Source organism: Virgibacillus sp. MSJ-26 (assembly GCF_018918075.1).
In the GTDB taxonomy this organism is placed as follows: domain Bacteria; phylum Bacillota; class Bacilli; order Bacillales; family Amphibacillaceae; genus MSJ-26.
Map to the genome: position 1 here is coordinate 88,323 of NZ_JAHLPW010000014.1, position 15,685 is coordinate 104,007.

The following is a 15,685-nucleotide window of genomic DNA, read 5'->3' on the forward strand; positions in this document are numbered from 1 at the left end:
CTACCCTAAAATACTCTTTTATTTTTTCAATTTAGCAAGTGCATCCGCTAAAGCATTATTTTTAAAACCATCATCTTGCTTTTTCAAATATTTATTAACATCTTTTTTAGAGACTTTATGTTTCTTTTCTCTTTGCTTTCTTTCGTTAAATGTAGATAGTTTTTCTCGATGGCCACATTTACAAGTGAACATTTGCCCTTCACCTTCACCACGTAATTCCATACGTTTATGACAATTTGGGCACCGGGCATTCGTGCGTTTGGCGATATTTTTCCGGTGGCCACATGAACGGTCTTGGCAAACGAGCATTCTTCCATTGCGATTATTAATTTCAAGCATCAACTTTCCGCAATCCGGGCATTTTGTGCCTGTCATATTATCGTGTTTAAATGTCGCGTCACTCGTCTTTATTTCTGTCACAACATCTTTCGCATAGTCTTTCATTTCTTTGATAAACGTGTTTTTGTTAAGCTTTCCTTTTTCGATAAGGGTTAGCTTTTGTTCCCATTCCGCCGTTAATGCAGGAGATCTTAAATCTTCTGGGACAAGGTCAAGCAATTGTTTACCTTTTGACGTAATAAAAATATGTTTACCTTTCATCTCCATATATTGTGTATTAAATAACTTTTCAATAATATCTGCACGAGTGGCTACAGTTCCTAATCCACCAGTTTTACTAATCGTGCCGGCTAGATGTTTTTCTTCATCTTGCATAAAACGGACTGGATTTTCCATAGCATGGAGCAAAGCACCTTCTGTAAAACGTTCAGGTGGTTTTGTTTCACCACTTGTTAGTGAAAGTTTAATATTGTTGAACTGGTCACCTTTCTTTACAACGGGTAACTGCTGGTCGTCTGAATCCGTATCATCGTCGTAACGGTTGTTATAAATTTCTTTCCATCCTTGTTTTTTAACTACTTTCCCTTTAGCGACAAATGTTTCATTATCGATTTGGGTAAAGATGGTTGTTTGTTCATATTCATAAGGATCTGCCATGACAGCTAAAAACCTCTTCACAACCAAATCATAAATTTTTCGTTCACGGTCATCTAGCTCTTCTAAAATAACGGATTCCTCGGTTGGAATAATAGCATGGTGATCAGAAACTTTAGAGTTATCGACAACAGACTTCGGTAATCGTTTATCTCCAGCACGCAACAACTTATTAGCAAAACGTGCATACTGATCAACACCACAAGCTTTAATGCGGTCTTTTAAAGTTGGCACGATATCGCTTGAAATCACACGTGAGTCCGTTCGTGGATACGTCAACACTTTATGTCGTTCATAGAGATTCTGCATGATTGATAACGTCTGCTTACCCGAATAGTTAAAAATTCGGTTCGCATCACGCTGAAGTTCGGTTAAATCGTAAAGTTGAGGTGCATGTTTCTTTTTATAAGAACGCTCGACGTTGGTGACAGTCGCTTTCTTATCCGTTAATTGGTTTCGTAGTTTTTCCGCACGTTCTTTTGAGGATATGCGTTGATTATTTTTCTTGTCTTGCCATTTTAAAGTAAGACTTCTTGTCTTAACTTCTAGTCCGTAAAATTTCGTGGGCTTGAAGTTTTGAATTTCTTTTTCTCGTTCGGCAATCATGGCAAGTGTTGGTGTTTGCACACGGCCACTTGAAAGTTGTGCATTGAATTTCGTTGTTAAGGCACGCGTAGCATTTAAACCGACATACCAATCAGCTTCAGAACGAGCAACAGCTGCGTCATATAGATTTTCGTATTTTGCTCCTGGCTTTAATTGATTGAATCCATCACGAATGGCTTTATCTGTTACAGATGAAATCCAAAGACGTTTAATCGGTTTATTGATTCGGGCTTTTTGAATGATCCAACGGGCGACGAGCTCACCTTCACGTCCAGCGTCTGTCGCAATTACGATTTCCTTCACGTCTTTACGGGTTAGCTGAGATTTCACCGTACTGAATTGCTTTCCTGTTTTTTTAATGACGGTTGTTTTCAAATGCTTAGGCAACATCGGTAAATCATCAAGTCGCCATGTTTTATATTTTTCATCGTAAACCTCTGGATCTACGAGAGTCACTAAATGGCCAAGTGCCCATGTGACAATATATTTTGATCCTTCCATATAGCCGTTTCTTTTTTGGTTGCATTTTAAAACTTTGGCAATATCACGACCAACAGAAGGTTTTTCTGCAAGTACTACTGTTTTACTCATTAAAAAATCCTCTCTATACTATCATAAGTGCAATTTACATTTCACATACTTGTTTTTACATTTTAATAAATGACATCTTGTATTAGTTTAACATATATTATTGAAATTGCTTAGGGTGGGTGCTTTAGGAGATTCATAGTTAACTTTAATTAAAACAGTACAAACGCCCACTCACCATAAGCCTCTAACCCATACAATAACCTAGAAATGAAGCAAAGGATATGGTGCTATGCTGTTTTATATGGGTTTACTATTATTAGTGATTGCCGTCAGTTTAGACGGATTTGGTGTTGGTGTAACGTATGGCATGAAAAAGACAAAAGTACCAATTAGCGCATTACTCATTATCATGCTTTGTTCAGGTGTCGTTGTATTACTATCCATGACCATTGGTGATTTTTTAAATTCGTTTATCTCACCTCATCGGGCAGAAATGATCGGTGGGTTAATTTTAATCTTTTTAGGTTTGTTTTCTCTATTTAACGTGATTCGTTCAAAAGTTGATATTGATATGTCTAAATTGAAAAGTAATGAGCGGTTCCATCGTTTTAAGACGGTTTTATCTACTCCAGAACAAGCAGACCTTGATCAATCTGGCATTATTACAACAGGGGAGGCATTTCTACTTGGCACAGCGCTTGCGTTAGATGCCTTTGGAGCGGGACTCGGAGCAGCCATCATTGGTTACTCTCCATTGTTAACTGCTGTAAGTGTCGCATTTATGAGTGGTGCTTTTCTATTCTGTGGAATTCAAATGGGTATACTACTTTTAAGAAATAAGCATATGCAAAAACTATCCTTCCTCCCTCCCATTTTATTAATAAGCCTTGGAGTCTTTAATATGCTGTAAAGCAAAGTTAAAACCCGAGGATGAAAAAAGAACTCCTCGGGTGCTACTTGCTCTTAGCAAAAAGATACTAACGATCTTCATTCATTATTGCTCGGTAATCATTTTATTTAAATACTCATCTTGAAACATACTCATAATCACTGAATTATGATATGATCCATTGACAAAAAATTCATTTTTTAAGACGGCTTCTTTTGTAAATCCTACTTTTTCATAAACATGGATTGCCTTTATATTCGTTTCATCAACTATCAAATAAAGCTTGTTTAGATTCAATGTATTAAAAGCATAAGCCATCGCAAGTTTTGTTGCCTTGCTTGAATAGCCAAATCCCTGATGGATTGGATCAATCATGATAGCGAACTCTGCTTTCCTGTGAATGTAATCTATAGAGAAAAGAGCAACCAATCCAAGTTGTTCATTGCTTTTCTCTAATATAAACAAACGCACATGTTTATTATCTTTGTTTTTCATATAATTATCTTCTAATTCAACCTTTGTTTGATAAGGTTCTTCAAACCAAAAAGACATGATATCTGGATTATTATTCAAACGGTGTATAAAATCCAGGTCTTCCTTTTCTAATGCTCTTAATCCTAGTTTGTCAGTCATTGTTAGTTCCTCCGATAGTAAAATATACTTCATGACACTATTATAAAAGAAATTAATTTACCTGTCACTTATAGTTAATCATCTAAAATTCATTTATCCTTGTTCTTTCCGGTTATTATATATTTCAGTGAAATCATAAAATATATCGCACAATTATAAACTAACCTATTTTTCAAAGGGGAAAGGCACTTAATTTGACAAATGTCTAATTTTGTGAGATTATAAAGAATGCTTCTTAGTGAAGTAACCATTATCGAATAAGCTGGCATTCTAAGGAATGTTTTTCGTGATCTTATTCAAACTGGCGCGACTAAAGGGTCGCAAGGACGTAGAAGCAGGTTGGGTCTACGTTGCTTAAGGGAGAAAACACCCACTAGAACACGTACCGCGGTCTAAGTGAAATTCAATATATTTAACTTAAAACTATAAAAACTCGTTAATCAACACGTTGCTCGAGTTTAAAAATAACGATAATTAACTAAAGAATTTCCCACCCGATTTGATAAAACGGGGATATTAAAAACATCATGTGTTACTTTACTAATAAAAGGGGTACTCTTAAGAGAGTATCCCTTTTCCAATAATAATTTAAAGTACATAAAGAAAGTAGGATAAATAATGAATGAAGAAATCCTTGGAACCATTCAGTCAATGCAGGTCATTGAAAAGATTGAGACTGGATATGTCCTTCAGTTGGACGATATCAATGCTGTTTTAAATGCAGATGAAGCCATGGAAAAACTTGAAATAGGGGATAACGTAGATGTCTTCCTTTATAACAATAAACAGAAGAAATATAATGCGACCATGATAATTCCAAAAATTACCCAAGATGATTATGGCTGGGCTGAAGTGAAAGAAGTCATTCCTAATCTCGGTGTATTTGTTGATATCGGTACAACTAAGGAAATTCTCGTTTCTAAAGATGATTTGCCCCTATATGAAAAAGTTTGGCCTATTGAAGGAGACAAGCTGTTCGTTAGACTAGGAAAAGATCGACGCAAGAGGTTGTTAGCTATTCCTGCAACAGAAGGAATTGTTGAGGTAGAACGTGAATGGTCACCAGAAGATTACATGAATAAACAAGTGAAAGGACATGTTTATTTTACAAGTCGTGAAGGTTCCGCTATCCTCACTGAAGACCATTATCGTGGATTTATCCATTATACAGAGCGGAAAGAAGAACCCCGTCTTGGTCAAGCTGTTGAGGGACGAACTATTGATGTGAAAGAGGACGGTACTATTAATGTCTCTTTGAAACCATTAAAACAAGATAGAATGTCTGTGGATGCTGAATTGATTTTAAATCACATTAAAGAGCAAGGCGGAGCCATTCCTTTTAGTGATAAAAGTGATCCAGAAGATATTCGCGGAACTTTTGAGATGAGTAAAGCGGCCTTCAAACGAGCGATGGGGCGACTAATGAAACAAGGAATCGTTGAACAACGTGAAGGACAGACCTTTTTAAAAGAAAAGTAATTAAATGTAAAAAAGGTATAAAAAAAGAGCGTTAAACGCTCTTTTTTAGTTTGCAACTGGACTTGTATACGTGTCAATAATAGCCGTAATAATGAATCCAATGGCTGAAGAAAATAGTAATGCAATTCCCCATCCACCGAGACCTGCTCCGAAGAATTCAATTTTTCCAGCAATGGTTGCAATAACAATAAGTAAGATTCCTGTTGGGAAAACAACCATACCAGGTATGTATGCAAGATACGGGTTTTTGCCTGATGCTTTTAATAGTATAAAACCTAAAAGTATCATAATTATGGTCATTACTGCCCCAATCATAACTACAGATTGAACCACAAGATCACCTCATAAGTCAGATAATTTTTCTCACTTTCTATATTTTACATATGAACGACAGTAAAGTCAATTAAACAATATCACTGTGGGAATGTTTTTAATTTAGCAAGAAATACGAGAGCCAACCTATCTATTACCTTGCATCATAAGGTGAAATAATATTCAGGGAGATTTCACAAACACAAATGTGACGATTAACATTTCAAACTACAAATGACAAAGACAACAACCCTATGCTATGGTATTAAGGATTGGAGTAAATAAAATTTTAAAAAGGAGTAAGCCAGACATGACATATAAAGCACTTTTCTTAGATATTGATGGAACAATCCTGATGCCCGATCATACATATACAGATTTAACGAAGGAAGCAATTACAAAAGCTAAGCAACAAGGGATTGAAGTATTTCTTGCTACCGGCCGAGCTACTCATGAAATTGAGGATTTAGCTCTGGATTTAGGTGTAGATTCTTTAATCGGTTATAACGGTGCCTATGCAATCTATCAAGGTGAAGTTGTGGTAAACGAACCAATGGAGCCTCAAATGGTCAACGAATTTGTAAAACTTTCTCAAGAACACGGAAATGAAATTGCTTTATTTACAAACGGAAAAAACTTATATTCCTCTTTAAATCATCCTAATATTAAATATTTCATCAGCTTTTTCCAACTTCAACATAATGAACAATTTGATAAGAAATATAATGAAGACATTCTCAGTATGACTTTGCTCAATATGGATTCAGTGAACCCACAGCACTTTCAAATTAACCCAAACATTCATTTAGCACCCGTACATTTGAAAGGCCTTGAACATAGCTATGATGTCATTCGGAAAAATGTGAATAAAGGCATGGCGATCAGTACGATTTTGGATAAATTACAAATTTCAAAGGATGAAGCGATTGCGTTTGGAGATGGTATGAATGATAAAGAGATGCTTCAAGCCGTCGGTCACGGATTTGCAATGGGAAATGCCCACGCCAATCTTTTCGATTATGCAGCTTACCGCACCACCACTGTCGACAAATCCGGCGTTCATGAAGGTCTGAAAAAATTAGGCATTATTTAATTCACATTCTGATTTAAAACGGGAAGGTCTTGACTTTAAGACCTTCCCTTTTCCCCTTCAATCCCATAACGATCCCAGTCAAATAGATTTTCCATTAAAAGAGCTAAAAATATACCTACAAGTAAACCGTTACTTACTAGCGGACGTATGAGTGTTGGTAATGTCTCAAATGAAGTTGCCGGCATCGTCATAATGATAATTCCTACAAAAAGAGGAAGCGCTGCTCGGTACACATTAACCGTATTAAATTTAACTTCTTTGAAAAAGTCCCATGATGAATTAAACATTTGTAAGTAAGCTACAAATAATACAGCACTTCCTACACTAAGTGGAAGCATGGAAAAGAAGTGTCCAACAACCGGGATTAATCCCATCAATAAAAATAAAAAACCGCCAATCATAAGTGGTAATCGTCGTAAATCTTCCGTTTGTCTTAAAAAACCAATTGACGACACATACGGTGCATAAGGCACCAGACCAAGCACCCCTGCAATCATTGTAAATATACCTGTTATGGTAAATGAATTCCTATATTCAGCGTTTGTTGCCTCTGTTTTGTATAATACGTCAGTTCCTTTAAGAGCGCCAAAAGTATTCGCCGTGTTAAGTAGACCTGTCAGCACCACTGTGAGAATAATACTCGTATTCCAGACAGGCTTTCCTAATGGGTACCATTCCACTTTAAATGAACTTGAGCCACTTGTCGCAGACTCCCCCACTCCAAAAGTGACTGTATAAAGGATCCAGCCAACAAAAATACCGATAAGTAAACTATAACGACGAATTCCAGGTGGGGATTTTACACTTATAATAATCACAATGATAGCAATGATAATCGAAATAAGTGATACTGCTGCATCAATATGTCCTGCCTCACTCGCGTTTCCAAAAGGAATGCCCAACATCCCTTTTAAAAAAATCCCGATTAATTGGCAACCGAATAAAAACATAAATACTCCCATGACACTTGGATTAAATAATTTCGACAGCCATGGACCGGCACCTGTTACACCAATCAATATGGTCAGTAAACCTGATATAATCACACCTATAGCTAAACTTCCGCCTAATTCAGTTAACGGCATCCCTTGAGCTGATGCTGTCGTCACTAAGGTTAATATAACGCCCCACCACAAGCCAGACTGCCCCTCCATAACTCCCCTGCCATGACCAAATCGAGCTTGCAAGATACAAGCTATTCCAGTCACAATAAATGAAAGTTGAAGCAAGGAGACAATCTTCTCAGGGGGTAAATCAAAGGCTGCTCCGACTGTAATAGGTATGACGATAATATTTGTAAAAATAAAAAAGAGCCACTGTAAGCCCGCTATCCAGTTGTAAGTCTTTAGTAGTTCTCTCATAAAATAATCACCTATTTTTTCATGAGATATTCGGAATCATCGCTCATGGAATAGACTCGCTTTCCACGGACTAGGAAGAATTAAAGTATATTCTTCTTCAGTGAGCCTTCGTGTGCTACATGCGCCACTACGGGGGCTCGCCTAGCTCTTACTTTCCGTAGGAGTCTCGCCACATTCCATTCAATAAAATGTGGATTTTTGTAATCCCAAACACCCGAATACTCATCTTATGTCTGCTATTTTAAAAGTTTTAAAAGATTTAATTCTTTTCGCAATATAGACTCAGTACCTGCCAAGGCATGTAATTTAAAACGCCGCTCTGTATCAAGGCGGCGTTTTAATATAGTTTTTAAATCGCATTTTAAATATTATTTAAAAGTTCGAGTTGCCTCAATAGCTTTTTGCCAACCAGCATATAGTTCATTTGCTTTATCTTCGTCTAGTTCACGTTCAAATGTTTTTTCGTTTTTCCATTGCTTGGCAATCTCTTTTTTATCTTTCCAGTACCCTACCGCAAGACCTGCCAAATAAGCGGCTCCTAAAGCCGTCGTCTCTTGAACAACAGGACGTTCAACTGGAACTCCGATCATGTCACTTTGAAATTGCATTAAAAAATCGTTTTTTACAGCGCCGCCGTCCACCCGTAAAGTTTTTAACTCAATATTTGAATCGGCAATCATCGCGTCGATTACATCTTTTGTTTGATAAGCGAGTGATTCAAGTGTTGCGCGAATGATATGTTCCTTTTCCGTTCCGCGGGTAATCCCGACAATTGAACCGCGCGCATCGCTATCCCAATATGGTGTCCCTAATCCGACAAATGCAGGGACCATATAGACTCCGTCGGTTGAAGATACTTTATTAGCAAAGTACTCGCTTTGTGGGGAGTCGTGAATGATTTGCAATCCGTCACGCAACCATTGAATTGCTGAACCCGCTACGAAAATACTTCCTTCCAGGGCATATTCAACTTTGCCGTCTACTCCCCAGGCAAGCGTTGTCAATAAACCATGATCAGATTTGACTCCTTCAGAGCCCGTATTCATTAGCATGAATCCACCTGTACCATAGGTGTTTTTTGCCATGCCTTCCTCAAAGCAAGCTTGCCCGAATAAAGCTGCTTGTTGGTCTCCTGCGATTCCAGCGATAGGAACTTCTTGGCCGAAAAAGTGGTAGTCAACCGTGTGAGCGTAAACTTCAGACGATTCATGAACAGTCGGTAACATCGACTTCGGTACAGATAAAATGTCAAGGAGTTCATCATCCCACTTAAGGTCATAAATATTGAACATTAATGTTCTTGAGGCGTTAGAATAGTCTGTCACATGAACTTTTCCACCCGACAATTTATAAACGAGCCATGTATCAATCGTTCCGAATAAAAGATCGCCGTTCTCTGCACGTTCCCTAGTTCCATCTACATTATCTAATATCCACTTTACCTTCGTTCCGGAGAAATAAGGATCAATTAGTAATCCTGTTTTATCTTTAAATGTATCCGTGTAGCCTTGTTCTGTTAATTCTTCACAAATAGCATCTGTTTGACGCGATTGCCAAACAATAGCTTTATAAACAGGCTTTCCAGTGTGTTTATCCCAAACAACTGTTGTTTCTCGTTGATTCGTTATGCCGATTCCAGCGACCTGATCAGCGGAAACATCGGCAAGCCTAAGCACATTGACCATGCATGCTAATACAGACGTCCAAATTTCATTAGCGTCATGTTCGACCCAACCTGGTTTCTGAAAAAACTGTTCAAATTCATGTTGGGCTGTTTCAACAATATCTCCCTCTTTATTGAACAGAATTGCTCGGCTACTTGTCGTCCCTTGGTCGATCGCCATAATATATTTCTCAAGCATATAATCGTTTCCTCCTTTTGCTCTTTTAAAATTTTCCATCGTATATCTTTCTATATACTTAAGTATAACTTTTCAAACTTTTTGTAGCAAAATTAAGGCTGCGATTATATTTGGACGAGACTATATACTCTACCGGTTATCAACTTTTTCCGGATTCATATCATGTTGTTCCATGCGATCTTGTGCCATTTTTTCATATCGAGAGTTTGGACGACCATAATTACAATACGGATCAATAGAAATTCCGCCTCTTGGTAAGAATTTTCCCAAAACCTCAATATAACGAGGATTTATTAGTTTGATAATATCATCCATCATCATATTAACGCTTGCCTCATGGAAACCACCATAATTTCGATAACTGAATAAATACAGTTTCAATGCTTTACTTTCGATAATTTTTTCATCCGGTATATAGCTGATATACAAAGTTGCAAAATCAGGTTGGCCAGTCATCGGGCAAAGTGTTGTGAATTCAGGGCAGTTGAATTTTATAAAATAATCGCGGTCGGCGTAATCATTATCCACCGCTTCCAATATATCTGGGTTATATTTAAACTCATATGAAACATCTTGATTTCCAAGCAATGTTAAATCAGTCAAACTTTCATTATCTTTCTTCATCAGTTGTTCCCCCCCCTATTTTTGGAGCATTTAATTAAATTAAAAAACCACGCACCTAAGGGTACATGGCTAATTATTATTGCATGCTTCCTTAGTTTTTAGAGGGTGCGCTAAGAACCTCGTGGCAGTCCATCCAATTATACGTTTAAGAAAAATAAGTGTCAATATTGCTTTTTTCTAAAAATATAGCATAGTTGTAGTAAACTAAAAGTTATAGTTTTTAAAATCTTCTATAATCACATATTAAATTAAGGGGGAATGTTTATGTTAGCGATTAAAAATGCTACAATCTTCACGGGAAATGGCGATATTTTAGACGATCAAGTTATTTTAGTAAAGGAAGGAAAATTTTCTTTGATTAAGAACAAAGATAAAATCCCTATCGACTATACGATTATCGATGCAAAAGGTAAGGTTGTTACTCCAGGATTAATTGATGTACATACGCATCTGGGTGTTTTCGAAGAAGGGATTGGTGAAGAGGGACATGATTTTAATGAAACTAGCAGTCCCACTACACCTGAAGTTCGAGCGATTGATGGACTCAACCCAAATGACAAAGGGTTTGCTGATGCGAGAAAAGCTGGTGTTACCACTGTTCAAGTGATGCCTGGCAGTGCGAACGTGATTGGTGGTGAGATGTCAGTTTTAAAGACTACTGGAAATATTGTTGATGAAATGGTGATTATTCCAACCTCAGGCATGAAAGCTGCAACAGGAGAAAATCCTAAAAGAGTTTACGGCAAAAATGGAAAAAAGCCTGTTACCCGCATGGGGATTGCGTCTTTACTTAGGGAAAAGCTAATGGAGACACAAGATTATATTAAAAACAAAGAAAAGAAGCGAGATCTTGGTCTTGAACAGTTAACTAAAGTGTTGAAAAAAGAAATCCCACTCAGGGTTCATGCCCATCGAGCAGAAGATATCTTAACGGTGCTTCGAATTAAGCGTGAATTTGATATTGACGTTACTATTGAACATTGTACAGAAGGTCACCAGATTGCTGACTTTATCGCTCGTCACAATGTCCGCGTTTCCGTCGGGCCAACCATGTCAACACGCTCAAAAATTGAATTAAATGATAAAGGCTTTGAGACCATTAAAGTTTTGCTCGATGCCGGGATCCCTTGCTCAATCACAACAGATCATCCTGTCATCGGGATTGAGGGTCTTGTGACCAGTGCAATTCATGCGGTTAAAGCAGGAATTACTGAACAACAAGCATTACAAGCGATTACGCTCGATGCCGCGAAGCATATCGGTGTAGGCGATAAAGTAGGTTCCATCGAGGCTGGTAAGGATGCTGATTTTGTTATTTGGAGTGGGAACCCGTTTGATTTACGAAATAAAGTAGAGCAGGTTTATATTGATGGAGAGAAAATTAAATAGTTTTAATGAACACCAAGTTTTGGGTGAATTGCATTTTTATGGTCTTCATAGCCGAGATGAACGACAATTTTTAAAGCATTTACGCTTTTGTGGTCTTCATAGTCGAGATGAACGACAACTTTTTAAAGGATTTATACTTTTATGGTCTTCATAACCGAGATGAACGACAACTTTTTAAAGGATTTGCACTTTTGTGGTCTTCATCAAATAAAAAGCCAGAGTTCTTTGAAAAGAACTCTGGCTTTTGTGCGCTAGGGATTATCATTCCCTCCTTGCGCAAGTACGGCTATTTCCGTCGGTTAGCCATACTTTCTTCGGCAATCTGGATCATTTGTTTGACCATTTCGCCCCCCACTTTTCCGTTATCACGTGCAGTTGTGTCAGCTCCAAGCTGGACATCAAATTCATTCGCGATTTCTGTTTTCATTTGGTCCACCGCGTTATCTGCACCAGGCACTAACAATTCATTTCGGTTATTGTTATTAGCCATCTCTGATCACTTCTCCTTAGTGGGTTTGAACAGTCTTTAACTGTTCATTTATATCATGTGTTAAAACTATAGGATTAAACATGACAAGAGTTGGAAAAGTGTTAGCTTCCCTGGAATGTGGTGCGCACATGATTCAAGAGAGAGTACTCATATTTACCTACCTGGAATATGAGCCGCACATGATTCTGGGTAGTATAAGCGTGTTAGCCTACCTGGAATATGGGCCGCGCATGATTCTGGGGAGTGTAAGCATGTTACCCTACCTAGAATACGGGCCACACATGATTCCAGGGAGGATACTTGTATTTGCCTACCTGGAATGCATTCCTTACACGGTTTCGGGGAGTATATGCCTCCTCCCCCTCCCTACGCTCTAATCTTTATTTCTTCCGTGACGTTTGTTTTTCTTCCCATCTAAATTCAAAAACTCGGTATCCTCTGCTATTTCCATTTCACGCATTTTTTCCTGGTTATTAAACTTATTTCTGTTGTTCTGTCTGCCTTTATCTTTATTTCGATTTTTATTTTCTTCGGACACCTCTTATCCCTCCATAAGCATTTTTTCTTTCGTGTTTAGCCTTCTCTCTTAGTATGTTTTTATCCTTGAAAAATGCTGAGGTACAAAGTTTCGTTCAAAAAAGGTTAACTGTTTATTTCGGTCGATGGTTAAGGAAGTTTTGATAGGCAAATCCTTTGACCTCGTCCTCTGAATAATGTTTTAAAAGTTCATTAATTAAATTTGGATAATGACTAGCATCCTCCAAATTTGTTACAAACGAAGATATCCCGTCAAAATCTGAACCGAAGCCAATTTGCCCCACGCCGCCAAGTGAGCATAAATGATCAATATGTTTGATAACGTCTGAAATGTCTGCATCCTCACTGTCCTTATTAATAAATGGCGGATTGAAAACAACGTGAATTAAACCACCCTTTTCAAACATCGCTTTAGCTTGATCGTCATATAAGTTTCGTCTGTGATCACAAATCGTTCTGGCATTGGAATGACTCGCAAAAGGATAGTCGGCTAATTCAACGATATCCCAAAATCCTTTCACCGTTGCATGTGAGACATCAGTCAAGACATGATGCTCATTGTTGAGCTGAACCACTTCTTTTCCTAAAAGGGTTAATCCACCTCCACGCGGTTCGCCTGCTCCGTCCGCACATAGATTGGCGTTATTCCATGTCATCCCTAGGGATAAAACACCTAAGCGATATAACTGTCTGAGTTTCATTAAATCATTGCCGAATGCGTCGGCTCCCTCAAGCGTCAGCACTGCCCCGATTTCATCATCTTGCAATCGGTCCATTTCATCCCAAGCTTTGATGTGTTTCATGTTTGGATTTTTACCCAAGACTTCTGTGTAAAAAAGATTAACTTGCTCTAAGGCGTGTTGCCACTTTTCATCTGAAGGCACATCTGGATGGATGAATATTGCAAAAAACTGAACAGCGACTCCACCTTTTTCTAAACGTTCGTAACTGCAATCAAGGTCCGTAGCATTTGTGAAATTGAGTAGTTTGGAATGATCATAATTCCGTTGGCTTAGTTGTAACTTTAACAAAGCATCACAATGTGTATCGATGATTCTCAATGTAATCCCCCCTAATCTTTCTTACAAGCTTTAATAAAACCGTTATAAATATTTTTAGCTTCTTCTATATTTTTTGAAGCTAAGTTTTCCGGATGCCATTGTACTCCTAAGTAAAATGTATTGTCTTTACTTTCGATTGCTTCGATAATGCCATCGCTTGCTTTACCACTCACTTTGAAATCATCTGGAACAGTACGATTTGCTTGATGATGTCTACTATTCACTGATATTTTAGATTTTCCAACAAGTTGAAACAATAAGCTGCCTTCTTCTACATAGACATAATGTGAACGGTGCGCTTTCGGTGCTTTTTGACTATGCTGTAGTAATTGTTCATTATTCTGACTGTAAATATCTTGATACATATCTCCACCTATGGCGATATTCATAATTTGACAACCACGACAAACACCAAGTATCGGTTTATTTAATTCACGCATTTTATGAACCATCGCCATTTCAAAGCTATCGCGAATGGGTATGATCGTCCCTAAATCTGGGTGTGGTTCCTCTCCAAATTTTGTTGGATCGATATCATATCCCCCCGTTAAATAAAGCCCGTCGAGACGCTCGGCCAGTTCATCAAGTTCTTTTTCTTCTGATAAAATAGGCATGATGACTGGCATGCCTCCTGCTTCAGTAATCGCTTTTACATTTTCGGTCGCCGTCATGTAATAGGTTTGATCAACTTCCATTGAAGCACTAATCCCAATAAGTGGCCTCATGTTAATTACCCTCCTTAAATTTTAAAGGCTATTTACTACTGTTAACTCGAAGTTTGGTTCAATGACACCAATTTTTTCATCTCTTGCATTAAGTACAGGTGCGTTTGAGTAATCTGATAGTTCCGCGTAGATGGCCTGATTCCCAATTTTAAGTGCTTTTAAAACATGCATTGCTGCTACATTTGTCGCGCGTGCATTTCCATCGTCCACTTTAAGCGCCACACCAATCCCTGTTTTTTTATCGCCAAAACAATGAACCCCTTCTGCTCCGCCTTTTGCAACTATTCTGCCCTGATAGGCTTTCATTAAATCGGTATCAAAGCGTCTTGTTCCAGCAACCATGTCAGGATAATCAGTCATGGCATCACTAACACGATTCAGTGCTTTTTGTCTTGCATCCCCTCCCTGCTTCCAATCAGACGGTTTAGCTAATCGTCCAAAGGCTAATGCCAAATGATAGAGTGGAATTCGATGTACTGGCACACCACAGCCGTCAACAGATGTAGCAATCCTTTCACGTGAATATCCACTAATTTCAGCGATATAATCGATAATTTGCTGCTGGTAAGGATGGTTCAATTCACGATATGTGCGGGTTGCATAGTTTTGAGCGACACATCCTGCTAACATGCCAGCATGTTTTCCAGAACAGTTACTGTAAGAGGGAGTGAGCTCGCCTCCCGATTTAATAAGCTCATGATAACTTTCACGATCTCGTGGTACATGGGTTCCGCATTGTAAGTCTTCTACTGATAAGTTAATTTTTTCAAGTACCTCAGCGACAGTTTGTCTGTGAAACGGTTCTCCGCTATGGCTCGCACAAAACAAAGATAATTCTCTTTCTGTAAGACCAAACATCTCCATAGCACCTGATTCCACAACAGGAAGAGCTTGGAACGGTTTCATTGATGACCTAGCAAACGTAAGGCGATTCGCATCTCCAAAGTAAGCTAATAAATTTCCTTTTGCTGATACAACTGCAATATGTACGTCATGCGTGCTTTCAATATAATCTCCTCGAAAAACTTTAACTGGTTTAGTTGTGTGATCCACTTGATTATCCCCCTGGCTGTTTAACTTTTACTTTAATTCTGACTAAT

Annotated in this window: 15 protein-coding genes; 4 read left to right on the top strand and 11 right to left on the bottom strand. The window is 38.1% G+C overall.

Translation table 11 applies throughout. The features are described 5' to 3' along the window. Window positions 1-18: 18 nt before the first annotated feature. On the bottom strand, window positions 19-2,190 hold the full coding sequence (locus KQI49_RS13555) for a DNA topoisomerase III (RefSeq protein ID WP_216489696.1): 2,172 nt from the start codon (window positions 2,188-2,190) through the stop codon (window positions 19-21). Window positions 2,191-2,419: 229 nt separating this feature from the next. Between KQI49_RS13555 and ytaF the strand changes: the two genes are divergently transcribed. Next, window positions 2,420-3,040, top strand: coding sequence for a sporulation membrane protein YtaF (ytaF, locus tag KQI49_RS13560; protein ID WP_216489697.1), 621 nt, complete (start codon window positions 2,420-2,422; stop codon window positions 3,038-3,040). 84 nt (window positions 3,041-3,124) lie between these two features. Here the strand turns inward: ytaF and KQI49_RS13565 are convergent, their stop codons facing one another. Beyond that, window positions 3,125-3,652: a GNAT family N-acetyltransferase gene (locus KQI49_RS13565; protein WP_216489698.1), complete on the bottom strand. Its 528-nt coding sequence runs from the start codon at window positions 3,650-3,652 to the stop codon at window positions 3,125-3,127. Between the two features lie 618 nt (window positions 3,653-4,270). On the opposite strand from KQI49_RS13565, the gene KQI49_RS13570 reads away from it, so the two are divergent. Beyond that, window positions 4,271-5,131, top strand: coding sequence for a CvfB family protein (locus tag KQI49_RS13570; RefSeq protein ID WP_216489699.1), 861 nt, complete (start codon window positions 4,271-4,273; stop codon window positions 5,129-5,131). 45 nt (window positions 5,132-5,176) lie between these two features. Here the strand turns inward: KQI49_RS13570 and KQI49_RS13575 are convergent, their stop codons facing one another. Then, complete coding sequence (locus tag KQI49_RS13575; RefSeq protein WP_216489700.1) at window positions 5,177-5,464, bottom strand: hypothetical protein; 288 nt, start codon at window positions 5,462-5,464, stop codon at window positions 5,177-5,179. A 289-nt stretch (window positions 5,465-5,753) separates the two neighbouring features. Here KQI49_RS13575 and KQI49_RS13580 point away from each other — a divergent pair, with 289 nt between their 5' ends. Next, complete coding sequence (locus tag KQI49_RS13580) at window positions 5,754-6,536, top strand: HAD family hydrolase (protein ID WP_216489701.1); 783 nt, start codon at window positions 5,754-5,756, stop codon at window positions 6,534-6,536. Window positions 6,537-6,571: 35 nt separating this feature from the next. On the opposite strand, the gene KQI49_RS13585 is transcribed toward KQI49_RS13580, so the two are convergent. From KQI49_RS13585 to queF, 3 genes are all read right to left on the bottom strand, one after another. Then, window positions 6,572-7,897 (bottom strand): uracil/xanthine transporter, encoded by a 1,326-nt coding sequence (locus tag KQI49_RS13585; RefSeq protein ID WP_216489702.1) that lies wholly within the window; start codon window positions 7,895-7,897, stop codon window positions 6,572-6,574. Between the two features lie 368 nt (window positions 7,898-8,265). Continuing rightward, complete coding sequence (gene glpK, locus KQI49_RS13590; protein WP_216489703.1) at window positions 8,266-9,759, bottom strand: glycerol kinase GlpK; 1,494 nt, start codon at window positions 9,757-9,759, stop codon at window positions 8,266-8,268. A 129-nt stretch (window positions 9,760-9,888) separates the two neighbouring features. Further along, window positions 9,889-10,383 carry a preQ(1) synthase gene (gene queF / locus KQI49_RS13595; RefSeq protein WP_216489704.1) on the bottom strand — a complete coding sequence of 165 codons (495 nt, stop codon included), beginning with the start codon at window positions 10,381-10,383 and terminating at the stop codon, window positions 9,889-9,891. A gap of 264 nt (window positions 10,384-10,647) precedes the next feature. Here queF and KQI49_RS13600 point away from each other — a divergent pair, with 264 nt between their 5' ends. Further along, on the top strand, window positions 10,648-11,772 hold the full coding sequence (locus KQI49_RS13600; protein ID WP_216489705.1) for an amidohydrolase: 1,125 nt from the start codon (window positions 10,648-10,650) through the stop codon (window positions 11,770-11,772). Window positions 11,773-12,058: 286 nt separating this feature from the next. On the opposite strand, the gene KQI49_RS13605 is transcribed toward KQI49_RS13600, so the two are convergent. The 5 genes from KQI49_RS13605 to KQI49_RS13625 form a co-directional block, all read right to left on the bottom strand. After that, a complete protein-coding gene (locus KQI49_RS13605) occupies window positions 12,059-12,262 on the bottom strand; it encodes an alpha/beta-type small acid-soluble spore protein (RefSeq protein ID WP_216489706.1) in 204 nt (67 codons plus the stop codon). 373 nt (window positions 12,263-12,635) lie between these two features. Beyond that, window positions 12,636-12,800: a hypothetical protein gene (locus tag KQI49_RS13610; protein WP_216489707.1), complete on the bottom strand. Its 165-nt coding sequence runs from the start codon at window positions 12,798-12,800 to the stop codon at window positions 12,636-12,638. A gap of 112 nt (window positions 12,801-12,912) precedes the next feature. Then, window positions 12,913-13,860, bottom strand: a complete 948-nt coding sequence (locus tag KQI49_RS13615; protein ID WP_216489708.1) for a dipeptidase — start codon at window positions 13,858-13,860, stop codon at window positions 12,913-12,915. A gap of 11 nt (window positions 13,861-13,871) precedes the next feature. After that, on the bottom strand, window positions 13,872-14,585 hold the full coding sequence (locus KQI49_RS13620; RefSeq protein ID WP_216489709.1) for a gamma-glutamyl-gamma-aminobutyrate hydrolase family protein: 714 nt from the start codon (window positions 14,583-14,585) through the stop codon (window positions 13,872-13,874). A gap of 21 nt (window positions 14,586-14,606) precedes the next feature. After that, window positions 14,607-15,638, bottom strand: coding sequence for an asparaginase (locus KQI49_RS13625; protein WP_216489710.1), 1,032 nt, complete (start codon window positions 15,636-15,638; stop codon window positions 14,607-14,609). Window positions 15,639-15,685 lie beyond the last annotated feature (47 nt).